The 25362-nt window shown below is 45.7% G+C and carries 28 protein-coding genes and 1 pseudogene; 23 read left to right on the top strand and 6 right to left on the bottom strand.

The genetic code is table 11. From position 1 onward, the window contains the following. Positions 1 to 23 precede the first annotated feature (23 nt). Positions 24 to 1220 carry an MFS transporter gene (locus BAMF_RS38255; RefSeq protein ID WP_013353878.1) on the bottom strand — a complete coding sequence of 399 codons (1197 nt, stop codon included), beginning with the start codon at positions 1218 to 1220 and terminating at the stop codon, positions 24 to 26. A gap of 21 nt (positions 1221 to 1241) precedes the next feature. Beyond that, positions 1242 to 1658: a MarR family winged helix-turn-helix transcriptional regulator gene (locus BAMF_RS38250; RefSeq protein WP_013353877.1), complete on the bottom strand. Its 417-nt coding sequence runs from the start codon at positions 1656 to 1658 to the stop codon at positions 1242 to 1244. A 333-nt stretch (positions 1659 to 1991) separates the two neighbouring features. On the opposite strand from BAMF_RS38250, the gene spoIIID reads away from it, so the two are divergent. The 4 genes from spoIIID (at position 1992) to BAMF_RS38230 (ending at position 5248) form a co-directional block, all read left to right on the top strand. Then, positions 1992 to 2273, top strand: a complete 282-nt coding sequence (gene spoIIID / locus BAMF_RS38245) for a sporulation transcriptional regulator SpoIIID (protein WP_003151236.1) — start codon at positions 1992 to 1994, stop codon at positions 2271 to 2273. Between the two features lie 179 nt (positions 2274 to 2452). Continuing rightward, positions 2453 to 3454 carry a cell shape-determining protein Mbl gene (mbl, locus tag BAMF_RS38240; RefSeq protein WP_003151237.1) on the top strand — a complete coding sequence of 334 codons (1002 nt, stop codon included), beginning with the start codon at positions 2453 to 2455 and terminating at the stop codon, positions 3452 to 3454. Positions 3455 to 3604: 150 nt separating this feature from the next. Then, complete coding sequence (locus tag BAMF_RS38235; RefSeq protein WP_013353876.1) at positions 3605 to 4402, top strand: flagellar hook-basal body protein; 798 nt, start codon at positions 3605 to 3607, stop codon at positions 4400 to 4402. A 24-nt stretch (positions 4403 to 4426) separates the two neighbouring features. Further along, a complete protein-coding gene (locus BAMF_RS38230; protein WP_013353875.1) occupies positions 4427 to 5248 on the top strand; it encodes a flagellar hook-basal body protein in 822 nt (273 codons plus the stop codon). A 17-nt stretch (positions 5249 to 5265) separates the two neighbouring features. Here BAMF_RS38230 and BAMF_RS38225 read toward each other — a convergent pair whose 3' ends face one another. Further along, positions 5266 to 6330 (bottom strand): tetratricopeptide repeat protein, encoded by a 1065-nt coding sequence (locus BAMF_RS38225; RefSeq protein ID WP_013353874.1) that lies wholly within the window; start codon positions 6328 to 6330, stop codon positions 5266 to 5268. 194 nt (positions 6331 to 6524) lie between these two features. On the opposite strand from BAMF_RS38225, the gene fabZ reads away from it, so the two are divergent. Both fabZ and mscL read left to right on the top strand, forming a co-directional pair. Then, on the top strand, positions 6525 to 6950 hold the full coding sequence (gene fabZ / locus BAMF_RS38220; protein WP_003151242.1) for a 3-hydroxyacyl-ACP dehydratase FabZ: 426 nt from the start codon (positions 6525 to 6527) through the stop codon (positions 6948 to 6950). 55 nt (positions 6951 to 7005) lie between these two features. Further along, entirely contained in the window at positions 7006 to 7401 is a 396-nt protein-coding gene (gene mscL / locus BAMF_RS38215) for a large conductance mechanosensitive channel protein MscL (protein WP_013353873.1), read from the top strand. 45 nt (positions 7402 to 7446) lie between these two features. On the opposite strand, the gene BAMF_RS38210 is transcribed toward mscL, so the two are convergent. After that, positions 7447 to 7857 carry a YwpF-like family protein gene (locus BAMF_RS38210; protein WP_013353872.1) on the bottom strand — a complete coding sequence of 137 codons (411 nt, stop codon included), beginning with the start codon at positions 7855 to 7857 and terminating at the stop codon, positions 7447 to 7449. A gap of 171 nt (positions 7858 to 8028) precedes the next feature. Between BAMF_RS38210 and BAMF_RS38205 the strand changes: the two genes are divergently transcribed. The 4 genes from BAMF_RS38205 (at position 8029) to BAMF_RS38190 (ending at position 10662) form a co-directional block, all read left to right on the top strand. Then, a complete protein-coding gene (locus BAMF_RS38205) occupies positions 8029 to 8379 on the top strand; it encodes a hypothetical protein (protein WP_013353871.1) in 351 nt (116 codons plus the stop codon). 96 nt (positions 8380 to 8475) lie between these two features. Continuing rightward, a complete protein-coding gene (gene ssb / locus BAMF_RS38200; protein ID WP_013353870.1) occupies positions 8476 to 8817 on the top strand; it encodes a single-stranded DNA-binding protein in 342 nt (113 codons plus the stop codon). 208 nt (positions 8818 to 9025) lie between these two features. Beyond that, positions 9026 to 9808: a DeoR/GlpR family DNA-binding transcription regulator gene (locus tag BAMF_RS38195; RefSeq protein ID WP_013353869.1), complete on the top strand. Its 783-nt coding sequence runs from the start codon at positions 9026 to 9028 to the stop codon at positions 9806 to 9808. After that, the gene (locus BAMF_RS38190) at positions 9805 to 10662 is read left to right on the top strand and encodes a Cof-type HAD-IIB family hydrolase (RefSeq protein ID WP_013353868.1); all 858 of its coding nucleotides are present in this window, start codon (positions 9805 to 9807) and stop codon (positions 10660 to 10662) included. Before BAMF_RS38195 ends, BAMF_RS38190 begins: the two co-directional genes overlap by 4 nt. Positions 10663 to 10774: 112 nt before the next feature. Here the strand turns inward: BAMF_RS38190 and BAMF_RS38185 are convergent, their stop codons facing one another. Together BAMF_RS38185 and BAMF_RS38180 are read right to left on the bottom strand one after the other, a co-directional pair. Beyond that, the gene (locus tag BAMF_RS38185; RefSeq protein WP_013353867.1) at positions 10775 to 13549 is read right to left on the bottom strand and encodes a DEAD/DEAH box helicase; all 2775 of its coding nucleotides are present in this window, start codon (positions 13547 to 13549) and stop codon (positions 10775 to 10777) included. Further along, positions 13536 to 15146: an SWIM zinc finger family protein gene (locus BAMF_RS38180; protein ID WP_013353866.1), complete on the bottom strand. Its 1611-nt coding sequence runs from the start codon at positions 15144 to 15146 to the stop codon at positions 13536 to 13538. Before BAMF_RS38180 ends, BAMF_RS38185 begins: the two co-directional genes overlap by 14 nt. A 203-nt stretch (positions 15147 to 15349) precedes the next feature. Between BAMF_RS38180 and BAMF_RS41385 the strand changes: the two genes are divergently transcribed. The 13 genes and pseudogenes from BAMF_RS41385 to BAMF_RS38120 all read left to right on the top strand — a co-directional run bounded on the left by BAMF_RS41385 (position 15350) and on the right by BAMF_RS38120 (position 25221). After that, complete coding sequence (locus BAMF_RS41385; RefSeq protein ID WP_014471134.1) at positions 15350 to 15493, top strand: hypothetical protein; 144 nt, start codon at positions 15350 to 15352, stop codon at positions 15491 to 15493. 205 nt (positions 15494 to 15698) lie between these two features. Continuing rightward, positions 15699 to 16445: a protein-tyrosine kinase activator TkmA gene (gene tkmA / locus BAMF_RS38170; protein ID WP_013353864.1), complete on the top strand. Its 747-nt coding sequence runs from the start codon at positions 15699 to 15701 to the stop codon at positions 16443 to 16445. Continuing rightward, the gene (locus BAMF_RS38165; protein WP_013353863.1) at positions 16432 to 17121 is read left to right on the top strand and encodes a CpsD/CapB family tyrosine-protein kinase; all 690 of its coding nucleotides are present in this window, start codon (positions 16432 to 16434) and stop codon (positions 17119 to 17121) included. Before tkmA ends, BAMF_RS38165 begins: the two co-directional genes overlap by 14 nt. Before the next feature lie 45 nt (positions 17122 to 17166). Next, a complete protein-coding gene (locus BAMF_RS38160; protein ID WP_013353862.1) occupies positions 17167 to 17931 on the top strand; it encodes a tyrosine-protein phosphatase in 765 nt (254 codons plus the stop codon). A gap of 199 nt (positions 17932 to 18130) precedes the next feature. Beyond that, positions 18131 to 19456: a UDP-glucose dehydrogenase family protein gene (locus BAMF_RS38155; protein ID WP_013353861.1), complete on the top strand. Its 1326-nt coding sequence runs from the start codon at positions 18131 to 18133 to the stop codon at positions 19454 to 19456. Positions 19457 to 19520: 64 nt separating this feature from the next. Beyond that, complete coding sequence (locus tag BAMF_RS38150) at positions 19521 to 20312, top strand: YwqG family protein (RefSeq protein WP_013353860.1); 792 nt, start codon at positions 19521 to 19523, stop codon at positions 20310 to 20312. Positions 20313 to 20589: 277 nt separating this feature from the next. Further along, on the top strand, positions 20590 to 21033 hold the full coding sequence (locus tag BAMF_RS38145; protein ID WP_013353859.1) for a YwqH-like family protein: 444 nt from the start codon (positions 20590 to 20592) through the stop codon (positions 21031 to 21033). After that, complete coding sequence (locus BAMF_RS38140; protein ID WP_013353858.1) at positions 21024 to 21281, top strand: YwqI/YxiC family protein; 258 nt, start codon at positions 21024 to 21026, stop codon at positions 21279 to 21281. The genes BAMF_RS38145 and BAMF_RS38140 overlap by 10 nt, the downstream gene beginning before the upstream one ends. Positions 21282 to 21300: 19 nt before the next feature. Then, on the top strand, positions 21301 to 23202 hold the full coding sequence (locus BAMF_RS38135) for a T7SS effector LXG polymorphic toxin (RefSeq protein ID WP_013353857.1): 1902 nt from the start codon (positions 21301 to 21303) through the stop codon (positions 23200 to 23202). 4 nt (positions 23203 to 23206) lie between these two features. Continuing rightward, positions 23207 to 23758, top strand: a complete 552-nt coding sequence (locus tag BAMF_RS38130) for an SUKH-4 family immunity protein (protein ID WP_013353856.1) — start codon at positions 23207 to 23209, stop codon at positions 23756 to 23758. 537 nt (positions 23759 to 24295) lie between these two features. After that, positions 24296 to 24505 carry a hypothetical protein gene (locus BAMF_RS38125; RefSeq protein WP_014471123.1) on the top strand — a complete coding sequence of 70 codons (210 nt, stop codon included), beginning with the start codon at positions 24296 to 24298 and terminating at the stop codon, positions 24503 to 24505. A gap of 144 nt (positions 24506 to 24649) precedes the next feature. After that, positions 24650 to 24775, top strand: a pseudogene (locus tag BAMF_RS41380) (pre-toxin TG domain-containing protein); the annotation flags it as partial. A gap of 5 nt (positions 24776 to 24780) precedes the next feature. Then, complete coding sequence (locus BAMF_RS38120) at positions 24781 to 25221, top strand: SMI1/KNR4 family protein (RefSeq protein WP_013353854.1); 441 nt, start codon at positions 24781 to 24783, stop codon at positions 25219 to 25221. The last annotated feature ends 141 nt before the right edge of the window (positions 25222 to 25362 follow it).

Genomic DNA, 25362 nt, shown 5'->3' with positions numbered 1-25362 from the left:
CTGCACCCCGGCTTTTTGTCATATCAGTCTGCGATTGAAACATTTCCGTCCGCTTCAAGCGGCGTTCTTTTTTTCTGGCTCCAGCCATACAGAAGCAGGGCAATCAGGACGAACAGCCCCGCTGCCAGATAAATCGTATGGAATCCGGCGGAAGCGACAAAGAGGCCGAATACATAGGACCCGCCGGCAATCCCGCTGTCAAAGAATGTGAAGAAGGTAGCCGTTGCGAAGCCTGAACGGTGGCCGGGCGAGTTCTGAATCGCCAGCGTCTGCATACACGGTACGATAGAGCCGTAGCCAAGACCGATTACGGCGCCGGACAAGAGAAGCATGAGGGCGCTGTTTGTCATCGCCAGCATGCAAAGCCCCGCGGAGAACACGATAATCGACGGATAGATGACGATTCCAGGTCCCACTCTGTCAAACAGCTTTCCGGTGAAAGGACGGGCAGCCATCATCGTCACTGCGAAACAGACGAAGAAATAGCCGCTGACATCCAACAGATGGATCGTCTTTGCGTAAACGGATAAATATGACGTCACACTTGAATAACAGAAAGAAATGGACAACCCGACAATCGCGATTTTTAGCGCGCCTTTTTCAAACATATCGGAGAAAGAAAAACGGAAGACAGTCGTTCCGCTGTTGTTTTGATCCGGCACACGAATCATGAAAGCGATTAACAGGCCTAAAGAAACAAAAACGGCAAAAATCGTAAAGAAAACCGGGAATGAAATGACCTTCACAAGGCTCAGCCCGAGAAACGGACCGATCGCCATGGCAAGGTTCATAGACATTGCGAAATAACCGAGTCCCTCGCCGCGCCGCTTAACAGGTATAATGTCAGCGGCAATTGCGCCCGTGACCGTCGTTAAAATGCTGAACCAGATGCCCTGGAAGAAACGCAGTCCGAGCAGCAGATAAAAATTGTGTATCGGCAAATACAGATAAGAAGACAGGGCGAACAGCGCCAGAGAAATAATCGTCATTCTTTTTTTACCGAACCGTTCGATAATCGCCCCTGAAAATGGACGGGTAATAATAGCGGATAACAGGAACAGGCTGATCAAAAGCCCTCCTTGCGACTCACTGCCGCCAAGCTCCTGAATCATATAAATAGGCAGCACGGCCAAAAATGTATAAAAGAACACAAAGACAAATAAATTCACGAGTACGACCATTATAAAATCTTTGGTCCAGATCGAGTCAGATTTACTCAAAAGTACAGCACTTCCCTTTCTTTATGATTTCGTTAAAAACACATTCAGAAACTCAGAAAAAGCTTCTTTATCTCCATCTTGGAAATCCGCAAGCATGTCTTCCTCGAACTTCAGCATCTCTTGATTGATGCTGTCGTATTTCAATTCAGCTTCCTTCGTCAGGACGACGAGCTTTTCCCGCTTGTCTTCTCCCTGTTCCCGCTGAATCCAGCCGTTTTCTTCAAGGCGTTTGATCGTTCTGGTAACGGTCGGCGCCTCCACGTTCAAATAGGACCAGATTTCTTTTTGGGTCATCGGTCCGATCGTTTTTAAGCAATATAGGATTGACCATTGAGAGGAGTAAAGGCCGAATGGCTCCAGCCGTTCATTGGCTTTCTTCGTAATCAGGCGGGCGCATTGATTGATTTGATGAATGAGGCGTCTGTTGACGTGGATCATTTCCGTTCTCCTTTTCAAAAAAACTTACCTAAGTAACTAATCGCGCTTTTTTATTCTACAGCAGGATCGCGCGGATGTAAAGCCCACGTTCAAAAAGCAGAAAATTGTGATCCCGCCCCTTGTCCTTATTGAGTTTTTAGCATATTCCCAATTCATTGCTAATACACTGTTACAAACCTAACAAAGAGAGTGTTTGAGGTGAGGGATCGTGGGCATATTTCAAAAACCTTCTTATATAATCGGACAACGAAGAAGCGGCATCATCAGTGAATCTGTTACAGAATACGGATCTCATTTCACACTTCTCACATCCAACTGGGGAGGTCGAGTGGTGTGCACGATTACATCAAAGAGCGAACAATCAAGATTGGTAAGTATATCGTGGAGACGAAAAAAACCGTTCGTGTCATTGCGAAAGAGTTTGGTGTTTCCAAAAGTACCGTACACAAAGATCTGACAGAGCGCCTGCCTGAAATCAATCCTGACTTGGCGAATGAAGTAAAAGAAATACTCGATTATCATAAATCCATCAGGCACTTAAGAGGGGGAGAGGCGACGAAGTTAAAGTACAAAAAGGATGAAATTCTTGAAGGGGAGCCCGTTCAGCAGCCGTAGCGTCTGACGTCTGCCGGCCCCTTTTTTCTCCTCCGGGACGTTTCGCGAATATCCGCAAAATTTTGTCAAGAACTTATATGGTTCAGCAGCTTTTTTTTGATAAATTATGATAATATATATAATTAGGGCACAATGTGGATATTTTACTGTGAAACAGATATCAAGGAGGATATAAATAGATGTTTGCAAGGGATATTGGAATTGACCTCGGTACTGCAAATGTACTGATCCATGTAAAAGGAAAAGGAATTGTTCTGAATGAGCCTTCCGTTGTGGCGCTTGATAAAAACAGCGGCAAAGTGCTGGCGGTCGGCGAAGAAGCCAGACGAATGGTTGGACGTACACCTGGGAATATTGTTGCGATCCGTCCGCTGAAAGACGGCGTAATCGCAGACTTCGAAGTAACAGAAGCCATGCTGAAACACTTCATTAATAAGCTGAATGTAAAAGGACTTTTCTCAAAACCGCGCATGCTGATCTGCTGCCCGACGAATATTACGTCCGTTGAGCAAAAAGCGATTAAAGAAGCTGCTGAAAAAAGCGGCGGAAAGCATGTGTACCTTGAAGAAGAACCGAAAGTTGCCGCTATCGGCGCGGGTATGGAAATCTTCCAGCCAAGCGGTAACATGGTTGTTGACATCGGAGGCGGTACGACAGATATCGCAGTTATTTCTATGGGCGATATCGTCACCTCCTCCTCTATTAAGATGGCTGGGGACAAGTTTGACATGGAAATCTTAAATTATATCAAACGTGAGTACAAACTGCTGATCGGTGAACGTACCGCTGAAGATATTAAGGTGAAGGTCGCAACGGTTTTCCCAGACGCACGTCATGAAGAAATCACCATTCGCGGCCGTGACATGGTTTCCGGTCTGCCGAGAACAATTACAGTAAACAGCAAAGAAGTGGAAGAAGCCCTTCGTGAATCAGTTGCTGTCATTGTGCAGGCTGCTAAGCAGGTTCTCGAAAGAACACCGCCTGAATTGTCCGCTGACATCATCGACCGCGGCGTTATTATTACCGGCGGCGGAGCGCTGTTAAACGGACTTGACCAGCTTCTCGCTGAAGAGCTGAGGGTTCCTGTTCTTGTCGCTGAGAATCCGATGGATTGTGTTGCGGTCGGAACGGGCGTCATGCTTGATAACATGGACAAGCTTCCAAAACGCAAACTGAGCTGATCATAAAACCTCATTCTGAAAAAGAATGGGGTTTTTTTCTGTCAAACCCTTCACGAACGGGAAGGAAAATCCGATAATAAGAAAAAATGCTGATTTTCATTATAGAACAAATGTTCCGGTAAGGCAACCGGAAATAATGAGGTGGAAGACTTGTTAAAAGGATTATATACCGCAACGTCCGCAATGATTACACAGCAGAGAAGAACGGAAATGCTGTCAAATAATATCGCAAACGCGAACACATCGGGGTACAAAGAGGATCAAGGCTCGATCCGCGCTTTCCCTGAGATGCTCTTGAGCCGAATCGAAGGCGACAAAAAAACGAAAATCGGTTCCGTCAACACAGGCGTGTACATGCAGGAGCTGAAACCATTGTTCACGCAGGGAAGCCTGAAAACGACCGATCAGCCGACGGATATCGCGCTTATGGAAAATCAGGTTCCCAAGAATGCTGAAACGAACGAAAACGCCGAGCTGTTTTATCCCGTTCAGACCGCGGGAGGCGTGCGCTATTCAAAAAGCAGCACTTTCTCATTAAATCAAAACAATCAGCTTACGATAAACGGAAATCTTGTTTTATCAACAAACGGACAGCCGATTACCGTCGACAATGAAAAATTCACCGTATCAGAAAACGGAACGGTCACATCAAACGGCCGGCAGGCGGGGCGGATTGACATCAGAATGGAAGAAGACGTGCGCAATCTGAAACGGGACGGCAACGATTTATACAGCACGGCCGACGGCTCTGAACTGCCGAGTGCGGCGGCGAATCCCCAAGTTTCGTATTCATTAAAGCAAGGCGTCTCGGAGCTTTCAAACGTGGACGTGACGAGCACGTATACAGAAATGACGGAAGCATACAGATCATTTGAAGCCAATCAGAAAGTCATTCAGGCTTACGATAAAAGCATGGATAAAGCCGCAAATGAAATCGGCAAAGTGTAACAAAATGGGGGACGTTCAATTATGATGCTCAGATCAATGCTGGCGGCTTCAACAGCCTTAAATCAGCTTCAGCAGCAGATGGATACAGTCAGCAGCAACCTTTCAAACAGTGATACGACAGGCTATAAAGCGAGGGACTCCCGCTTTTCCGAGCTGATCAGGCAGCAGTATGATCAAATAGATGATAAAAAGGAAAATTCGCCGAACATGCGGAAAACACCGCCCGGCCTGCGTCTCGGCGCCGGAGCGATGATGACGCCGCAGCTGGATTCAGGGCAGGGAAGCATCAAAAAAACCGACCGTGACCTTGATATCGCGTTCACATCACCTTATCAATACCTCCAGGCAGAAGCGGGCGGACGGCGGGTGTATACAAGGGACGGCTCACTCACCCTCAAGCCGGCCGGCGGAAATGATCGGCTGCTTCAGCTCATGACAGCGGGAGGCAATCCCATTCTCGATGAGAACGGTCAGCCCATACAGATTGACAGTTCGCTGACTAAGCTGAAAATCAGCAAAACCGGAACTCTGACAGCTTCAGACCAGACAGGAACCCGTTCGCAGACTTTTAATCTCGGCATCGTTAATGTCAATAACCCTCAGGAGCTCCATGCGGAGGGGGATAATCTGTTTTCCGTAAACGGCACCGGGGCTTCAGCCATTGAAGAGCTTACCGGCGCAAAACGGCAGGAAATCGGCATGGAGCAGGGCGCGCTTGAAAATTCAAATGTCGATATGTCAAAGGAAATGACCGACTTAATCGTGTCTCAGCGTTCCTACCAGCTGAACAGCCGCACGATTACATTGGGAGACCAAATGCTGGGCTTAATCAACTCAGTCAGATAAAAGAAGGGGCGTTTTGATCAGCCGCGCATGATAAAAAATGCGGCTTTCTCAAAATCGCCCTTTTTTTTGTAGTAATCAGTAATATCCTGAAGCAGCACTTCTAAATCCACCCACGCTTCAATTTTTTGCAGCTCCAGCACAAGCTTCTGCAGCCGGTCGTACGGATCCTCCTGAGAGGTGTACAGTATGTTGAGCGCGGTCAGCTTCAGCTTCATGATGTTGTTCTGCACTTTGTCAGCTATGTATAATCCTTTCTGAAGCACGGTTTGTCCTTCTGCGGCAGACCCGGTTTTAAAAAGTGACCTGACCGCTTCGTATACACAATGAAGATAGGAAACGGGAGACTCCTTCTCGAAAAGCTGATTGCCTAATACCTTTTTGTAAAAAGGGAGCGCCTCTTGATCTTTTTTCTGGGCGGTCTTTAAAAATCCAAAATTATAATAGGCGTGGCACAGCAGGTTATTGTCATTGATCCGATCCGTTATTTTTATGGATTCATTGAAGAGCTGTTCCGCGTCTTCATACCGTGCCTCGTCTATGTAGTTCACGGCGAGAAGCAGCTGGCAGCTGAGCACTTTTTTGATGTAGCCGAATTCATTTTGATAGATCTCCAGCGCTTTATTGACATATTGAATGGAAAGCGGAGACGACTTCATCATGTAATAAGCGCCCGCTGTTTTATAATAAAATTCAGCGGCTTCAAAACGGTCCTCGATGGCCGGCAGATACTGTTCAGCTTCTTTAAAGCGGCAGACCGCACGGTTCGGAGTGCCATTCACCATATGGAATAACCCTTTGAAAAAATAGAAATAATAAGTTAATTCATGATCCATCTCATCTTTGCGCCGCTTCAGCTCGCAGAACAGTTTATTCAGACCGTCTTTTTTCTCAAACAGCAGCTGGAACCGCGCGAAAAACAGCTGATATCTGAGTTTGAGCTTTGCATTCCTTTGTAATTTGGGGAGATGCTGATTGATTTGTTCGTGAAGGGAACGGGCTAGATCGAATTGGCGTTTTCCCATGGCGTCATACCACTCATTCAGCATCACCAGCGTGCGTTTTTCAGTAAACTTAGCAATCATCTTCCAACCTCTTTGCATAGGGTAAAAATCTTTATTTATCATAACACATTAATGGACGAGGCTCATTGCCAGCTGGTTACAGTTTACAGCGCAGTTGAAAAAGAAATTGATTCATAATATACTTCCAAATGTACAGATTGGTTACCGCATATACCTTCTATACATACTATTGTCGATGAAGGAGATGTCAAGGAATGCTTGATACTCAGCAAATTAAAGAAATTATTCCCCATCGCTATCCGTTTCTTCTGGTAGACAGAATTACGGAAGTCGAAGAAGGAAAACGGGCGGCGGGATATAAAAATGTTACGGCTAATGAAGACTTTTTTAACGGACATTTTCCTGAATACCCTGTGATGCCGGGCGTATTAATCGTGGAGGCTTTGGCGCAGGTCGGAGCGGTTGCGATGCTGATTAAAGAAGAAAACCGGGGCAGACTCGCATTTTTTGCGGGGATTGATAACTGCCGTTTCAAAAAGCAGGTAAAACCGGGTGACAAGCTGGAGCTTGAGGTTGATATTACCCGCGCACGCGGTACGATCGGACGCGGAAAAGGCGTTGCCAAAGTTGACGGCGAGCTCGTGTGTGAAGCTGAATTAACCTTTGCGCTCGGAGAATAAAAAAACAAATGGGCTTATTAAAAAAGCCCATTTTGTATAGAAAGGGGTGAATGTAATGTGGTCTGAATTTAAAAGCTTTGCGATGCGGGGCAATATCATGGATCTGGCAATCGGGGTTGTCATCGGCGGCGCTTTCGGGAAAATCGTGACGTCGCTCGTTGAAGATATCATCATGCCGCTTGTCGGTCTGCTTCTGGGCGGTCTTGATTTTTCTGGACTGGCCGTGACATTCGGCGACGCCCATATCAAGTACGGAAGCTTCATTCAAACCATTGTGAACTTCTTTATTATTTCATTTTCTATTTTTATCGTGATCCGCACAATAGGAAAGCTGAGACGTAAAAAAGAAGCAGAGGAAGAGGCGGAAGAAGCCGAAGAAACAGATCAGCAGACAGAGCTGCTGACTGAAATCAGAGATCTGCTGAAACAGCGGGCTCAATACAATGACTAGGATAGAAAAAAAGGCTGGATGATTAATGTCCGGCCTTTTTCATGATTACAATTTTTGTTTGAACGCTTCAATCAGCCGGCTGCCCGAGTAGCCTTCTTTCACGAGTGACTCAAGAATGCTTTCTGATCCGGGGTGATTTCTTGACACCATCTGACCGTAAATTAAAACTTGAATACTCTTTTCCAGCTCGACGATATTTTTGATGCTTCCCGACAGCTGGGCGGGACGGTTGCTTTTTTTCGTAATCGTTACAAACACCTTCGCTTCTTTCTGGCTTTTCATCAGCATGTCAAAAAAAGAAAAGTGCTCGGCCGGGACCAGAGCTTCAATTAACCAATGATTTTCACCGTCTTCTTTATTGATAATCAATCCGTCTAAAAGGGGAAACTGTTCAATCGGCTGATCGTCTTTATCTAAACGTTCCACATTCAGATCAACCAGTTTAAATGTTTTCATCTCTATTTTCACCCCTGTTGTCCATGTTTTTCGTTCATTTATTATAACACATCTTACTTTTTTCGGGAAAAAGCTGTAAGACATGCTTCATCATCTTTGTAGGCGGCCGACATTTAATCATTTCTATTTTTTCATTATAATGTAAAAGAATATGGTCATGGAGAGATGCTTATGAATCAATTGCGCCTGAAGGAAATCTATATAGAAGACGGCACAAGGCGGGAAGATCATTCCTACTTAGTATCCAAAAAGGAAGATTGTGAGGTGCATCTTAACAGAAGCGGGAATGTCGTTTTTTTATATGAAACAAAAGACCGCATGGAACAGTATAAAATTCAGCTTTCACTGTCTGATAAAAAGCTGAGTTTTTACTGGTTCGCATGGGATGGCGGAAAGTTTGTCCGCATGTTTGAGAAAGACTGGCTCAAAACGAAACTTTTCTCGCGGCTGCTCAAAAATACATATTACATAAGCGGTCAAAAGAAAAAGTTTTTTTTATCAGAAAGAAAAACGAAAACATAAGAGCGGCATAAACGGATAACGGTTTTTCCCGCTTTTTGCTTCCAGGGGCCCTTGTACTACAATGAAGCCAGCCGCGAAAAGAGAGGAGGACACGGCTTGTTTAACCACGTTATGCTTGTCGGACGGCTGACGAAAGATCCGGAGCTCCGTTTTACATCAGCGGGCATTCCCGTCGCTCATATTACCTTGGCGGTGAGCCGCAATTTTAAAAGCGCGTCGGGCGAAACCGGTGCTGACTTCGTCAACTGCACCATCTGGAGAAAAAACGCTGAAAACACGGCGCTGTACTGCCAAAAAGGGTCAATGGTCGGTGTGAGCGGCAGAATCCAGACGAGAAGCTATGAAAAGACAGACGGCGTAAAAGTCTATGTGACCGAGGTCATGGCTGATACCGTTCGGTTTATGGATCAAAAACGGAAAGAGCCGCTGGCTGAATAGCATGCTTTTTTCCTCTATCTCCCGCCTTTTTGCGGGCCCCGCAATACCCCCTCCCCATCCGCCAGTCGAAAGACTGGTTTTTTTGTACGGGAACTAAAAAATGGTTAAAAAGAAGTGATTTCACTTATAAACACTTAAAAACATTGAATATATCGAAATGAAAACTTATAATTACTTACAGATAAGTGACGAAAAAAGGAATGAGGACGTGTATCAAGAAGAAAGACTGATTGCGATAATGGAATATTTGAAACAGCATCGGCGGATCACCGCGGAACAGATCTGTTCGCTGCTTCATATTTCAAGAGACACCGCAAGACGGGACCTTGTAAAGCTGAAAGAGCGCGGGGCGATTATCAGAACACGGGGCGGCGCGATTCTGCCGTCTGTGCATCAGGAAGTGCCGGGCTATTCGGGCCGGCTGCTAACCGTTTCTGAAGAGAAAAACAAAATCGGCAAGCTGGCAGCCTCCCTGATCCATAAAGGAGACCGGATCATTCTGGATACCTCCACAACCGTTCAGGCCTGCGCCGAACATTTAAATGTCACCGACTGCACTGTTATTACAAATTCGATCAATCAGGCCGATATCCTTTCTGCAAAAGAGGGAATTGATATTCATCTGCTCGGCGGAAAGCTCCAAAAGGAACATCGGTTTTTATACGGTGCTTCTGTCGTAGAAAAACTGGGGGATTATCACGCCGACAAGGTGCTGATCGGCGTTGTCGGCATCTCGGAAAACGGTCTGACGATACCGCATGAAGAGGACGGCATGGTGAAACGTAAAATGATCCGCCAGGCGGAACAGGTGATTGCCCTGAGCGATCATTCCAAGCTTGGCCGTACGAGTTTTTATCAATATGCAGAACTGCACGAGATTGATCTGCTTATTACCGATCGGCTGCCCGATCAGGATTTTTGCGACCTGCTCGACCGGCACGGCGTGGAATTGCTTGTAACTGAATCTGAAGAAGAGGATGAGGACATGTGAAACTGATTGCCATAGATCTGGACGGCACACTGCTGAACAGCAGTCATCAAGTGAGCGATGAAAACGAGCGGGCTTTAAGGGAAGCCCGGCAAGCCGGAATTGAAATTGTGGTCTCTACGGGACGCGCGCATTTTGACGTGCACTCCATATTCGAACCGCTCGGCATAAAAACCTGGGTCATCAGCGCAAACGGAGCCGCTATTCACGCTCCTGACGGCAGCCTGTACCATTGTGATGCGATTGAAGAAACAAGAGCGCGGGGCATTTTGTCTTGGCTTGAAGAGAATCAATATTACTATGAGGTGTTTACAAACAAAGCCATCTATACGCCTGAAACGGGCAGGCAGCTGCTCGAAATCGAAATGGACCGGGTGAAAAGCGCCAATCCGGATACCGATCTTTCTATTTTGGAGCAGGCGGCTTCAGTTCAATTCAGCCAGTCCGGTTTTGCTTACATTCGATCATACCGTGAGCTCTTTGAGAAAGAAGAGCGCCTGGATTTTTACAATATTCTCGGCTTTTCGTTTGATGAGCGGAAGCTGAAAGCGGGCTGGGAACGATTCAGCGATCAGAAAGATATCACCCTTGTCAGCTCTGCTGATCACAATTTTGAACTGTCGGCGCGAAATGCCTCTAAAGGGCAGGCGCTTAAACGGCTGGCGCAAAAGCTCGGCATTCCGATGGCTGAAACCGCCGCGGTCGGGGACAGCTTAAATGACTGCTCAATGCTTCAGGCGGCCGGAAAAGGCATAGCGATGGGAAATGCGAGAGAAGATATTAAAGAGATCGCAGACGCCGTTACATTGACAAATGATCAAAACGGCGTTGCGCATATGATCAGGAATTTACTGTAAAAGGTTTGGCGATACTGTTCATGACTGGCGTGACGCATTCATGGCAAATGCGGCGTAACAGTAAGGACGACATAAAAGACCGGCTCTTCAAAGAGAGCCGGCCTTTTTACGTTCAATGTGATTGCGCCGATGCGCTGAGGGTGAATAATTCTTCAAGCTCCTCGGATGACAGCTCGGTTATCCAATTCTCACTTTGGATAATCTGGTCGTTCAGCGTTTGTTTCGTTTCGAGCATGGCGTCAATTTTTTCTTCAATCGTTCCCGTCGTAATTAATTTGTGAACGTGGACGAACCGCTCCTGGCCGATTCGGTAGGCGCGGTCGGTCGCCTGGTTTTCCACCGCAGGATTCCACCATCTGTCATAGTGAATGACGTGATTGGCAGCCGTGAGGTTCAGGCCGGTTCCGCCCGCTTTCAGTGACAAAATCAAGGTCGGGTATTCTTTCTTCTGGAACCGCTCCACGAGAGAATCGCGTTCCTGCTTGGACAGGCTTCCGTTTAAAAACTGAACCGGTTCTCCGAATGTTTTTTCCAGAAGGCGTTTCATCATGTTGCCCATCTGAATGTATTGGGTGAATATGAGGCAGCTTTCTCCCTGGCCGCGGATCGCCGCCATTAAGTCAAGCAGCTTTTCCAGTTTGACCGATCTCCCGTTTAACAGCTCTGTCTGTTCTTCCTTTAAATAGAGCGCGGGATGGTCGCATATTTGCTTCAAACGGCCGAGCATGCTCAGAATCAGCGCTTTCCGCTGCATGCCGGTCAGAGAAGCCATATGTTCAAATGTATCTTTGACAAGCTGCTCATAAAGGGATGCCTGTTCGGCTGAGAGCGGGATGAACTCTTTTTCTTCAAGCTTGTCAGGGAGATTAAGCGCCACGTCTTCATCCCGTTTTGTCCGGCGCAGTAAAAACGGCCGGATTAACTGCTGAAGCTGGCTGATTCTTTTTTCGTCCCGGTCTTTTTCGATCGGCAGCACATAGCGTTTATGAAAGCCCGTCAGACTGCCGAGATAGCCCTTGTTCATAAAATCAAAGATCGACCAAAGCTCTGTCAGGCGGTTTTCCATCGGTGTACCGCTCAGCGCGATATGATGCACGCCTTTCAGCTTTCTGATCGCGCGGGACTGTTTCGTATGCGCGTTTTTAATATTTTGCGCTTCATCAAGGCAGATGGTGCTCCATGTCACGGAAGAAAGCTCTTCCTGATCGGCGTGTGAGAGTCCGTAAGAAGTAAGCACGACATCCGCATCCTGATAGGTGGGGACAAATGCTTCTTCCTTCGGCCGGCGGGGGCCGTAATGGAGCACGGCCTTCAGCTGCGGCGCAAAGGTTTGGAGCTCACGCTGCCAGTTGCCGAGCACCGATGTCGGCGCAATGATTAAGGCAGGCGCTTTTTGCCGTCCGCTCTCTTTCACATGGAGAAAATAGGCGATCATCTGAATCGTCTTTCCAAGTCCCATGTCATCTGCGAGACAGGCGCCGAAGCCGTTCTCCCGTAAAAACAGAAGCCAGTTCATGCCGTACATCTGATAAGGGCGGAGCGTGCCTTGAAAAGCGGCGCTGACTTCATGCTCCGGCAGGTCCCGGGCATCCGTAAGTTTGCGGATCAGGCTTCTGAGCTGTTTTGATAATTCGATCTTGATCCCGGCAAATGCCGATGAGTCAATGATGTCCGTGTCCTCGCCGCCATCTTCATTCTGATCCATCAGCTCACGCGCCAATACATCGGACATATGAAGGCCTTCTGATTCCGCTTTTTCCATCAGTTTTTTCATCTGTTTAATAAATTGCGGATCAATTTTCACCCATTGGCCGCGGATGTTGACGAGACGCCTGTTGTTTGCGACAAGCTCATTGAATTCATCCTCTGTCAGCTCAATTCCGTTTGTGGCGAATCTCCAGTTGAAATCAAGCAGGGCGTTCATGCCGACGAAGGACTCGCCCCGCGGTGAGGAAGACACTTTTGCCTTGAGCATCATATTGCTGTCCCGGACAATCTGCCACCATGATGGGAGAAGAATCTCCACGCCCATATCGACAAGGGTCTCACTCGCTTCCGATAAGAAGATCCATGCTTCTTCTTCAGAAATCAGCGTCGTTCCCGAATCAAACGAAAGCCAGGGGACCGTTCTGCGGAAGCGGTCCTGCTCACGCGCGATTTTTCCGCTGTATGCCTGCCACGCTTTTTTCAGCCCCTTCAGTCCGTCAAAAAAGGTAATGGCGCCGGTTTTTTTCTCGCGTAAAAACATTTCGATTTTCCAGTCGTCTCCATCGAAATCAGGCTCGTTTAATCGCAGGCCGACGGTAAACGGCGTCAGATCGTCATGCCAGCCGATTCCTTCGAGAAAATCATCTTCATCCAAAAAGGAGCCTTTAAATGTATGAACGGCAGGCGAACGGGTTTCGATATGCTGCCATTTTTCCCGCAGGTCATCATTGTACTGGATGTAGTCTTGTACTGCGGCCGAGAACCAGTCTGCCGTAAATCCTTCCAGCAAAAATTTGCGGTCTTTGAAGCGCAGGACGCCATTTTGCCAAGCGTCATAATCCGGAAGAAAATCGCCGTCGGCAATAAATTCGTATATCGTCGAAGCCGCTTCAATTAATGGCTCCGTTTCCTTTGTCAGCTGCACGGTGCTGAATGAATTGAACGAGTTTTTTCCGAGCAGCTCGACGGTCATCCACGGGCTGAGCAGAACGGCCGGGGTGCCGATGAAGCTGACGTCTTCAAGAAACGTTCCGTAAAAGGTGGACTCATGCCATTGGAACAAATGAGTCTTCATCTGACTGAGAGTGAGCGGCTGCTCTTTCTCATCATGGCTTGACAGCGTAAATGTCCAATCTTCCATTTGTTCTACATGAATGAAAATTTCCTTAAGACTCGCCATCAATCAACTTTCCTTTCTGCAATTCTTCTTGAAGGGCGCGCAGCCTCTTGTAGCTTGCGCTCAGCTGGCTGATATAACGCTCCCATACCTGCTGTTTTTTTGCCTTTTTATACAGCGTCCGCAGTTTTTTCAAATGCCGTGCAGCCTCTTTATAGGCGCTGCGGTTTTTTTGGTCGATAAAAAAGGCCGCAGCCCGGTGATAGGAGGGGATGAGGGCTTCCGGATCGCTGGCGGCAATTTCTTTCAGGATGTCCTTTTCGATTTCCCAGACGGAAAAACCGACGAGGCTGTGAATCTCCACCCATTCCGCGTACCGCCGTTTTTCGTACAGATACTGGCTGTATTCGGTAAAGGTATAGGGAAGGCAGCCGGAAGCAAACCGTTCAAACAGCTGATCATCGCGTGACTGCCGCGCATAATCTGCCAGCAGCACAAACAGCTCTCCGATAATGTCGCGCATTTCTTTAAACGGCTTATCAAGCTTCGTATAGGTCACGGCAAGAGGTTCGATCTGACCATACCATCTCTTCAGCCGTTTCCAGTCTTTTTTCGCGGTGAGCTCACCGAGCCATTGAAAGGTATACGGCAGCGCTTCAGGAGGGAAGCGGGACATATCTTCAAAGACCGCTGTATCATCTTTTTGCAAAAAGGCCAAATGAAGCCGTCCGAACCGCAATTCCGGCGAAAAACGGCGTCCGCTTTCCTGTGCGAGAATCTCCTGTTCACGCGCGATCCATTTCGGCCGGTTCAAAAGCGCGCTCCACATTTCGCCGAATACCCGGAGGCGTTCGTATTGAAAAAGCTCTTCTTTCAACAGCAGCCTGCGGAGCACCGGGGGCGTCCGGTCCAAAAAGGGATCAAGCGAGAAAGACAACGCGTACGTTTTCAGTCTGTCAATGGAGGAGTAAATCGTATCCATCAGCTGTTCCACATATGGATTGATGCTGTAATAATCTTTTTCGGCATCCAATCTGCCTGACTCAATCAAAGTAAACATGTGAAGCCAGACGGCAAGCGCCGAATGAATCTGGTATAAACTTTTGAGCTCAGGTTTTTTCGGGGCGTGTTTTTTGAGCGCAGACAAATAGCCGTAATAAAGCCCCTGCATCGTCTGGCTTCCGGCCGGCGTCCGCGCTTCCCACAGCGAGAATTCCGAATCAAAAAAAGCGAGCCAGCTTGACAGCGACTCTTCATTCGGCAGCACTTTTTCCTGAAACTGCCGGCGGACAAGCTCCCTGCTTTCCTCAAGCTTTTCTCTTTCAAGCCAATGCTCGGTAAAGGAACCGACCCGGTCAAATTGGGCATATACGTAAAGAAAAACGGCCAGCACGTGGCGGCAGATCGTCTCAGACGGGCATGCGCAGCCGCTTTTCACCATGAAAAATAAGTTCAGCGTGACCCTTACAGGCACAACATCCTGCACATATGCGGAAATCTCTGTCGGGGTTTGAACCTGTATACGATAGACGGAATCCTGCCGATATAAAATGAGTGCCTTCTTCATCAGCTGAACATTGTCTTCATTGTAAGGAAGAAGTTCTTTAAGCTGTTCAGCCGCTGCGAGCACATCTTCTTTAGCAATCATATTCTGAAGCATGATTATCGCTCCTAACGAGTCACAAAATAAAAAGATTCCAATTCCTCTATTATATCGCAACACATGATTCGGAAAAAGTTTTTCCTAAAAAAGGACATAAAAACCCGAGTGTGTCGAATGATGTATTAGAGATTGCAAAACAGCACCCGACAGCATATAATAATCTTGTTTTCAATTTAATGGAAGCCGAAAGGAAACGAATGATGAAGAAAACGAAGTTAGATCAAGAGGAGTTTCTGAAGATTTTAATGCATGCGCACGACATCGGTGAGCAGTCCTCTGAGATGACCACAAAAGAAATGCTTGAGAATTTGATTTCTCATATTAAAAATGGATATGCAACATAAAATCCCGCGGGCTCTTTACCGCGGGATTTTTTATTGCCCCTGTAAAACCAGTATATAAAGCGCTTACAAAAATAAACCGAATAGAAGTGTTTGTCTATTTTTGTCGAATATTGTCATTTGAAAAGGTTAGAAATGACAGTTCAAAGCTGTATAATCGTAATTGGAAAAGTTCATTGGAGGGAATAGGAATCGATATGGAGGTTATATGGGAGAATCTACAAGCATAAAGGAAATATTCGCAATACTGAGAAAGCGTCTGCTGTTTATACTTATCATTACCGCGGCGGCAGCTGCCGCAGGCGGACTCATCAGTTTCTTCGCTCTTACGCCGGTCTATGAAAACTCAACTCAAATTTTGGTCAGTCAATCCAAAAACAATCAAAAAGAAGTCCAATTCAATGACGTTCAAACCAACCTCCAATTAATCAACACGTATAATGTCATCATCAAAAGCCCGGTCATTCTCGACGAAGTAATTAAACAGCTGAAACTGTCAATGACTTCGAAAGAATTGGAATCGAAAATCACGGTATCCAGCGAGCAGGATTCACAAGTCGTGACAATCGCCGTGCGGGATACGGATGCAAAGCGGGCGGCCGTTATGGCAAATGCGGTTGCGGCCGTTTTTCAGGACAAGATCACAACCATCATGAATGTGGATAATGTCAGCATCCTTTCAAAGGCCGAAGCGGCGGACAGCCCGTCACCCGTAGAGCCTAACCGTAAGCTGAATATCGCGATTGCGTTTGCCGCCGGACTTTTGGGCGGGATCGGTCTCGCCTTTTTGCTGGAACACTTGGATAATACGATCAAATCGGAAGAACAGCTGGAATCGGTGCTCGGCATCCCGATCTTGGGAACGGTTACTTCAATCAGCACAAAAGACAGCCTCGCTCAAGGCTTGAGGATGGCAGAAACAAAACAAGCGGGAGGCGGACATGTTGACGCGTAAAAAAGACAAATTTGCAAAACGAAGCGTGATTACGATGTCAGAGCCAAAGTCCATCAACTCAGAACAATATCGTACGATCCGCACAAACATTGAGTTTTCTTCCGTTGATACGGAGGTGAAGTCTCTTCTGATCACATCAGCCGGTCCGGAAGAAGGAAAATCGACTACCGCAGCCAATCTTGCCGTCGTATTTGCCCAGCAGGGGAAAAAAGTGCTTTTAATTGATGCGGATCTGCGCAAACCGACGGTTCATTTCACCTTCAAATTGGATAACGGCACCGGCTTAACGTCGCTGCTGTTAAAACAGATTCCGTTTCAGAAAGCCGTTCTGCCGGCTGATGAAGCCAATCTGGATATTTTAACGAGCGGGCCGATCCCGCCCAATCCGGCGGAGCTTTTATCGACGGATGCCATGAAGGATCTTCTGTCAGAAGCAACCGACGTTTATGATAAGGTGATTTTGGACACGCCTCCCGTATTGGCCGTAGCCGATACGAAAATATTAGGCAGCTATACTGACGGGGCCATTATGGTGATCTCAAGCGGGAAAACGGACAAGGAAAAAGCGGCCAAGGCGAAAGAAGCGCTCGATTACTGCCCGTGCAAGCTCCTTGGGGCCGTCATGAACGGGAAGAGACAAACGAAACACTCGGACTACGCTTATTATGGACAATAATGTCATAATGGGCGCGGTCCATTCTTTTTAAGGAGGGATTGTAATATGATAGATATCCATTGTCACATCCTTCCTTCCATAGACGACGGCGCGGCGGATGATACAGAAAGCCTCAAGATGGCGAGAGAAGCGGTCAGACAGGGGATTGATACGATCATCGCGACGCCTCATCACATGAAATACCGCTATGACACTGACCGGCACACGGTCAAAGAAGCGGTCAGACTGTTAAACAAACGTTTGAATAAGGAAGGCATTCCGCTGACCGTTCTGCCCGGCCAGGAAATCAGAACAGACGGAGATCTGCTGACAGGTCTTCAAAGCGGCTCGCTTGTCCCGCTCCATGATACAAAGTATGTGCTGGCGGAGTTTCCGGCGGATCATGTCCCGGCCTACGCTGAAAGGTTATTTTATGAATTGCAGCTGAAGGGATATGTCCCCGTCATCGCCCATCCGGAGCGGAACAGAGAAATCCGCGAAAACCCATCCGTCCTTTACAGTCTCGTGAAGAAAGGCGCGGCTGCCCAAGTGACGGCCGGCTGCATTGCCGGGGCATTCGGGCGGAAAGCGAAGTCCTTTTCGCTGCAGCTTATTGAAGCGAATTTGATCCACTTTCTCGCATCTGACGCCCATAATCTCGGATCGAGAAATTTTTATTATCAGGAGGCGCTCGGCGTTCTGAAAAAAGAAGCCGGGGCGGAGCTGATTTACATGCTTACGGAAAACGCGGCGCTTCTCGTTGAAAACAAAGCCGTTTATAAGGAACCTCCGCTGCCTGTGGCCCGCCGTAAGCGCTGGGGTCTTTTTTAATCGTCGTATCCATCCCGTTTAAATGAGGCGTAAGCGGCTGTTTTGCAAGATGATCTTTTTATGCTTATGCTATTATCAGCGGCCGGCGCCGTTTTTTCCTTTCAAATCCGCAGGCTTCCGGCATTCTGCCGGCGCCGGGGTCATATGATAATAACGGTAAGCTGCCCAGCAGCAATTTCTAAACGGTTGGGGGAACACGATGAAAATAACAGTGATCGGAACAGGCTACGTCGGTCTTGTGACAGGAGTGTCTCTTTCAGAAATCGGCCATGACGTAACATGCATAGATATTGACGAACGTAAGGTTGAGCAGATGAGAAAGGGAATGTCCCCTATCTTTGAACCGGGTCTTGAAGATATGATGAAACGAAATATCGGCCGGTATCGGCTGGCCTTTGAAACGAGCTATGAAAAAGGACTTACGGAAGCAGACGTTATCTTTATAGCGGTCGGAACGCCGCAAAAAGAAGACGGGCACGCAAACCTTACCTATATTGAAAATGTCGCCGAAATGATTGCCGAACATATTTCAAAAGACGTGATCGTCGTGACAAAAAGCACGGTTCCAGTAGGAACGAATGACAGGATCAGCGAGGTTATTCATTCACGGCTGAAGGCGGACGTGAACATTTCGATCGCCTCGAATCCGGAATTTCTGCGTGAGGGTTCGGCGATTCACGATACCTTTCACGGCGACCGCATCGTGATCGGGACTGAAGACCGGCAAACGCGGGAAACGCTTGACCGGGTTTTCGCGCCGCTTGCGATTCCGGTTTATCATACGGATATCAGAAGCGCTGAGATGATCAAATATGCGTCCAACGCTTTTTTAGCGGCAAAAATCAGTTTTATTAATGAAATTTCTCATATATGTGAAAAAGTCGGTGCGGATGTGGAATCAGTCGCACACGGAATGGGATTGGATAAACGGATCGGCAATCAATTCTTAAGAGCCGGCATCGGCTACGGCGGCTCCTGCTTTCCGAAGGATACAAACGCCCTCGTGCAGATCGCCGGACATGTGGAGCATGATTTTGAATTGCTGAAGTCCGTCATTAAAGTCAACAATAACCAGCAGTCTATGCTGGTTGATAAAGTGCTGAATCGTCTCGGCGGCGTCACGGGAAAAACCATAGCCTTATTAGGGCTGTCCTTTAAGCCGAATACGGATGATATGCGGGATGCGCCGTCCATTGTCATTGCGGATCGTCTGGCTGCTCTTGACGCCCGGATTACAGCGTACGATCCCATCGCTTCATTCCGGGCTTCCGAGCTGCTACCGGATACGGTTTCTTACAGGGACTCCATAGAAGCAGCCGTCAGAGGAGCGGATGCCGTCCTGATTTTGACAGACTGGGAACATATTAAGCATTTCCCGCTTGAAGCCTACAAAGAGCTGATGGAAACCCCGGTTATTTTCGACGGGAGAAACTGCCACTCGCTTGAGGAAGCGGAACAGGCGGGCGTGGAATATATCTCAATCGGAAGAAGAGCCGTCGTGCCTCAGACTGATTCTGTCACTTGAAAGACCGGCAATCCGCGCCGGTCTTTTATCATGCAATTATTTAGAAACGAAGGGGGCATCAATCGTGGAAAAAACATGGCATTTGCCGAAACAAATGGAATCATCCCGCGGCCTGCTGGAAACGTCATCGAGGCCTTTTATCAAACTGCACGTCAAAAAAGCTGAAACGGGACGGTATGACAGTAAAATCGCCGGAGATCCCTATTTTCCGAAACATGAGCCGTATCCTGAAGATGAAAGCGGCAGGCCGATGAAGCTCCTCGCCCAGATCAATTTTGCGGACATGCCCGGACTGCCTGATTTTCCGGATACCGGTATCCTTCAGTTTTACATATCGGTCAGTGATGATGTATACGGTCTGAATTTTGACGACGGGTGCGCGCAAACGGGTTTCTGTGTCAAATATTTTGAGCGCGTGACAGAGCAAGAAGCGGAGCTCATGGATGATTTTTCTTTCGTTCAGGTTGAAGAGGAGTACGATTTTCCGATCCAATCCGAAGCGCTGATCATCCCTGAACTGTCTGCTGAATGGGTGCTCCCGTCTGATTTTCAATTCAGTCAGTATGCCGCCGGGATGGATGCCTTCGACTATTTCGAGCAGTTTGACGACGAGGTGTATGACGAATATACGGCGAACGCATTCGGCCATAAAATAGGCGGTTATGCGTCCTTTACCCAGGAAGATCCGCGGTCTTATTCTCATCAGGACCATACGATTCTGCTGCTGCAAATTGATTCAGACGATGACATTGATTCGATGTGGGGAGATGTCGGAATCGCCAATTTCTTTATCAGACCGGAAGACTTGAAGAAAAAAGATTTCTCAAATGTTTTGTACAACTGGGATTGCAGTTAACCGAACATTTTGATCATCATACACGGCAAAGGAGACGGTTAAATCTGTCTCCTTTTTTTAGGGAATTTATCATGGATATATAGAGGAGATCTGTGAATGGATATGCCGGGTATGTGAGTCTTTTGGCGTTAATGATGAGCGCTTCGGCTGCTGGAAATAAGTCATTTAACCTATTTAAGCCGCTTTCTGTCTATTTTAAAATATAATATATGGAAATATAGTATGGAAAAGTCTGTGCTTTTTGTACGACTTTTTGCGTAAGACGAGGTGAAAACAGATGAGCCATTCAAGCACATTAAGCCATATTAACAGCACAATCAGCCATAAACTGGGCGAGATCGAACACCAAATTGAAAAATTAAAAGAAGCGAAGAGAGAGATAGAATCTCTGCAGGAAGAGGCCATGTCTGAAATCAAAGACATCCTCAGACCGCACTTGGATCATCATTGGACCGGCACTTTCGCTGAAGAATTTGATGACAAGCGCGATCAGGCCCATACAGAAGCATACAGAATCGTCACAGATAAATACGACGGGTATATGTATCGAATCGGCTTGAAGATGACACAGCTTGAAATTGAAAAAGGAGGGCTCCTTGCCGCCAGAAGCATCGCGAGAGAGGCAGAGCACCTGCTGACGCTTGGAGAAGAAGCCCTTGACGCGGTAGGAGACAAAATACAATCAATCAAAAGAAGCTGGAGTTGGTTTAAATGGAAATAAAACTCAAATACGGAGCTGTCATGAAGCAGCTTGAATCCGTCAGCAGCGCTTTGGAGGCCGTTTCTATCGGGAATGCCGGTTCAAACGGAAAAAACAGACTCGACTATACCTCCAAGTATGAATCCCGCGAGGCAAAGCTTGTATCCATGATCAGCGAATATAAGCAAGCCGTTCATAAGAATATCGCGGACGTAAAAGACAACGTAGACTCCCTGAAAGAACAGGACGAGGCGATCGCCGTAAAATAACGAAAGAAAGGACTTGCCGATGAGCAAAGTGTTTGAATCACAATCGTTAACGGATGAAGCAGACAAGAGAAAGAAACAATACGAAGCTCTTGAAGAGCAGCTGCATGCGCTCAAACAATCCTTTCAGGGCATGGCCGATCTCGGCGATGCTTTGAAAGGGAAAGGCGCAGACAATATAAAGGATTTCTTTCAGGGGCAAGCGGAAATCGCCGACAGCTGGCTGACGCTTGTCTCTGCTCAAATTGCGTTTTTAAATGGCATTTCAGGTGACATAAAAGATCAAGAACTGAGTGATTCATATGTGGAGACTTCATTTTTGGAGCACGAGCTGGCCAACGCGGACTTGAAAGCTTCAGAGATTGTCTCCGCTCATAAACAAGAAATCGATTCGATTTTGTCAGGCATCAGCGATATTATTCATCTCGACTCGTATTCACTTGATGACTACGCAGATAAAATGGGCGATGCCCAGAAAACCAGACGTGACACGATCACGGCAGTCGATAAGGTTGATGAATCCCTGAGCACTGAATATCAAAACTTAGAATCACTGGACAACGCAGTGCTCAGCAAATATTCCGTACTCATGCAGGCCACCAGCAACGGAAAAAGTGCATCCCCTATGTACTATGACAAAAAAGCCTTCCACAGCAATGAAATCTACAAAAGCGTCATTGAAACAGAAAAACAGGGAACAGCATATATCGATGCGAAAGCCCAGCAAGCCGAAGCAAGACAGCTTCAGGAAAAGGCTGAAGAAGAAGCCAATAAACCATGGTACGAGAAAACATGGGATGGCATCTGCAACTTTACTGGAGAAGTCACTGGCTATTATGATTATAAAAGAGCAGCAGAAGGCGTTGATCCGGTTACCGGGGAAAAACTCTCCACCGCAGAACGCGTCACAGCAGGAGCAATGGCCGCCGCCGGATTCATACCGGTCGTCGGCTGGGCAGGCCGCGCCTTCAAAGGCGGAAAAGCCATTTACAAAACCGGAAAAACTGTCATTGCCGCAGAACATGCTTTAGACGCCTACAAAGCAGGCAAATCTTTAGACATTCTCAAAATGACAGAAATGGGCGCATACGGCCTCGTTGCCTCAAACGGATTCTCAGAAGCCGTCACAGGCAAAGATATGTTTGGAAACAAAGTATCTGAGGAGAAGCGCAAGCAAGGGGCGCTGGAAGCGGCTTTGAGCTTGGTTGGAGCCGGGGCGATGGCGAAGCATGTCAACAAAGGCATACCGCTTGCAACCCATTCAAAAGTCCAAAAAGCAAACAAAACACTAGAAAAAGTAAAACAATTCAAAGTCCCGACAAATGTCCGCGTGTACGCAGAACGCCCGGTAACGACTGATGGATTCACGTTCGGATTCCCAACAGTCCGTATAGATGTGGAAACGGCTGCTGTTAAGGATCTTGGGATTGTGAAGATGGCGGCTAAATGGAATAATGACGGTAAATACGATCGAATTAGAGGCTATAAGGGCAGAGAACTTTCAAACTACGAAAATAAGTATTTAATTGATCCTAGGCTTGTAGTAGAGATGAATTTTAAGGGGAAGGGAAAATCTGGGACAAATGCGGCTGGCTGGGAGCGAAATGCGAAAAAGTTTTTTAACACGCTACTAAAAAGTAATCCTGAGTTTTGGAGTGCTGAAAATACTGCTAAGATTAAAAGAGGAAGAGTCCCAGTAGTTGATGAACAATTTATAAAACATTTTCCACAGTATGCAGATTATTTAAAAGACCCAATGAGACATCATCATATTGGGGAAGGAGGCCAGGCCGCAGCTCTACCTAAAAGCCTGCACCCTGGATATGGTGGTATTCATAATATTGAAAAAGAATGGGGAATTACTGGAGTAGACGATGAAATTGCGAATAGACTAGAAACATTCAGAAAAGAATCAGGAAGGTGACACGATGTTATTACCCGAAGAATTTAATCGAAGTTGGGATGTTAATAAAAATGGTCCGTTATTAACGTTTCCATATGATGATTTAGTAGAGACTCCTTTTTCGGAGGGATTTAAAAAATTTATTTCTTTAGGAGGTTTGCCTGAATCCCCTCCGCCATATTTAGATTTTACTTCCTTTCCAGCGTCATTTAAGCCAATTACAAGTATCTTTGATGTGTCGGAAGGGTTTCAAAAATATTGGTTGTTAGGTTCTACTGGTTCCGGAGATCCAATTTGTATTATAGAAAACAACGAGAGAATCGTTTATTTAGATAATGGTAATGAATATAAAGAAGTTTTTATTAACTCTTCAATAAATCAATTTGCAGAATGTATATTGCTTTTCTCAGAAATGATTGACAAGGCTATACACATAAATGGTGAGGATGCATTTATTGATAATGATATTCCGGAATATGTAATCGAATGGTTAAAAGAAGAACTCAAAAGAGTAGACTCAAATTGCACAAGAGAAGGAAGCTTTTGGGGTACTGAAATAGAAAATTTATATGAATAATGAAGAGCGCTATTACCTTACCGACTGATGTCTGCTTAGTTCCCATTAAAATGAAAACTAAGAGTCGAATTATCTACTTAAAAGGATGTTTTTTCTCTTAATATAGTTAATGTTGATGATCTAGTTTATCTCAACCTAGAGTATAAGTTAACTGATAGTCCAACTATAAATTGGAATACAATTTATTTTGAATATGAACAGCGCTAAAATAATGGGATAATGAAGAGAATTATCGTCTATATTTAAAAGAATATACTGATTATATTATCCCGTCTTCAGAATTAAAGAAGTTAGTTGAACATCAGGATTATGAAAGTACTATTCTAGAATTAAGGCCATCATTATATATAGACTTTAATCAAAAAATGCTTCTTTCGCTGTATCCTGAGTTATTACCTTTTGAAAATTATATTCCTGATCATTGGACAGGGATTCGTGAAGACTTTACTAGTTATATTTGTGAATAGGATAGATACTGGATTATTGATGATATTAATTATATAGACAAAATTTTTAATGAGAAAGAGAATAAAGGGAATGTCAAAAGATGATAGCTTGGTAATATTAAATGAAAATTTTAAAAAAGAGGGTAGTGAAGAAGAAATAGAAGGGTTAACAATAATGATTGATGGAGTTATAAAGCAGGTTTTTAATAAAATTAAATATGAAAGAAATTATAACAATAATAATGAAGTAATGAGAGATATCATATTTGAAGGTATTAATAGTATAGTTAAAAAATCTTAGGATATTATTAAAATACTATTCAGGATAAATGCTGCATTAAGTTTGATTTTCGAACCTTGATTGGCTGCTGAAGCCTTTCAAGGTTTTTTTATAGGTGAATTGTTGTTTTCTGTTTTATAAATTTTGAATAATTTGTTGGCTTTAGGCTGCGTTGCGGTTACTGGGGAAAAACTCTCAACCGCAGAACGCGTCACAGCAGGAGCGATGGACGCTGCCAGATTCATACCGGTCGTCGGCAGGGCAGGCCGTGCCTTCAGAAAAGGAGGTAAATAATTGTGAAATATGATTTTATTAACAGTTACAAAGAGAACACATTTTATCCAGTAAGTGAGAATGAAATTTTAGAAGTAGAAAATAAGTTAGGTTTAAGGCTACCTTATGATTTGAGACAGTTTCTTCTTGAGGTGGGTTACGGCTTTCTTAAAAAATCAGAATATAATATTAACCGCATTCTTGGACCTGCTTCAATCAGAGATGCAAGATTAAAAGTTAATGATTTTGAATTTTATCCAGATATTGAGGTTTATGAGGAACTTGAAGAAGATAAAGTGATTTTCTTTGAAGCAAATGAAAGTGCTTTGTTACTAATTGAATTAGGCAATGAACAAAATAATTCAATATATTATGATGATATAAAAATTGCAGATTCATTAGAAGAGTTTTTAATAGAACTTATGAAAAATGATAAATATTATCTCGATTTAATTGAGGATTAGGTAAATTAATGGACCTTGATTGGCTGTTGAAGTCATTCTAATTTTTTTAAAAAAATGTGTTTTCAATAAGAAAAACTAAAACGCTACAGAACAATTAACAGTGAAGTGACTTGCCGCATATACAGCCTTTCAACACGGGAT

This window comes from Bacillus amyloliquefaciens DSM 7 = ATCC 23350, assembly GCF_000196735.1.
GTDB classification, from domain to species: domain Bacteria; phylum Bacillota; class Bacilli; order Bacillales; family Bacillaceae; genus Bacillus; species Bacillus amyloliquefaciens.
The sequence above is the reverse complement of the archived record's forward strand: the minus strand, read 5'-3'. Positions and strand labels throughout refer to the sequence as shown.

Coding starts and splice junctions, on each gene's coding strand:
- BAMF_RS38250 (WP_013353877.1), bottom strand. CDS start 1,658: ATGATCCACGTCAACAGACGCCTCATTCATCAAATCAATCAATGCGCC.
- mbl (WP_003151237.1), top strand. CDS start 2,453: ATGTTTGCAAGGGATATTGGAATTGACCTCGGTACTGCAAATGTACTG.
- BAMF_RS38230 (WP_013353875.1), top strand. CDS start 4,427: ATGCTCAGATCAATGCTGGCGGCTTCAACAGCCTTAAATCAGCTTCAG.
- BAMF_RS38225 (WP_013353874.1), bottom strand. CDS start 6,330: ATGATTGCTAAGTTTACTGAAAAACGCACGCTGGTGATGCTGAATGAG.
- fabZ (WP_003151242.1), top strand. CDS start 6,525: ATGCTTGATACTCAGCAAATTAAAGAAATTATTCCCCATCGCTATCCG.
- mscL (WP_013353873.1), top strand. CDS start 7,006: ATGTGGTCTGAATTTAAAAGCTTTGCGATGCGGGGCAATATCATGGAT.
- BAMF_RS38210 (WP_013353872.1), bottom strand. CDS start 7,857: ATGAAAACATTTAAACTGGTTGATCTGAATGTGGAACGTTTAGATAAA.
- BAMF_RS38205 (WP_013353871.1), top strand. CDS start 8,029: ATGAATCAATTGCGCCTGAAGGAAATCTATATAGAAGACGGCACAAGG.
- BAMF_RS38185 (WP_013353867.1), bottom strand. CDS start 13,549: ATGGCGAGTCTTAAGGAAATTTTCATTCATGTAGAACAAATGGAAGAT.
- BAMF_RS38180 (WP_013353866.1), bottom strand. CDS start 15,146: ATGCTTCAGAATATGATTGCTAAAGAAGATGTGCTCGCAGCGGCTGAA.
- BAMF_RS41385 (WP_014471134.1), top strand. CDS start 15,350: ATGAAGAAAACGAAGTTAGATCAAGAGGAGTTTCTGAAGATTTTAATG.
- tkmA (WP_013353864.1), top strand. CDS start 15,699: ATGGGAGAATCTACAAGCATAAAGGAAATATTCGCAATACTGAGAAAG.
- BAMF_RS38165 (WP_013353863.1), top strand. CDS start 16,432: ATGTTGACGCGTAAAAAAGACAAATTTGCAAAACGAAGCGTGATTACG.
- BAMF_RS38160 (WP_013353862.1), top strand. CDS start 17,167: ATGATAGATATCCATTGTCACATCCTTCCTTCCATAGACGACGGCGCG.
- BAMF_RS38155 (WP_013353861.1), top strand. CDS start 18,131: ATGAAAATAACAGTGATCGGAACAGGCTACGTCGGTCTTGTGACAGGA.
- BAMF_RS38145 (WP_013353859.1), top strand. CDS start 20,590: ATGAGCCATTCAAGCACATTAAGCCATATTAACAGCACAATCAGCCAT.
- BAMF_RS38140 (WP_013353858.1), top strand. CDS start 21,024: ATGGAAATAAAACTCAAATACGGAGCTGTCATGAAGCAGCTTGAATCC.
- BAMF_RS38135 (WP_013353857.1), top strand. CDS start 21,301: ATGAGCAAAGTGTTTGAATCACAATCGTTAACGGATGAAGCAGACAAG.
- BAMF_RS38130 (WP_013353856.1), top strand. CDS start 23,207: ATGTTATTACCCGAAGAATTTAATCGAAGTTGGGATGTTAATAAAAAT.
- BAMF_RS38125 (WP_014471123.1), top strand. CDS start 24,296: ATGTCAAAAGATGATAGCTTGGTAATATTAAATGAAAATTTTAAAAAA.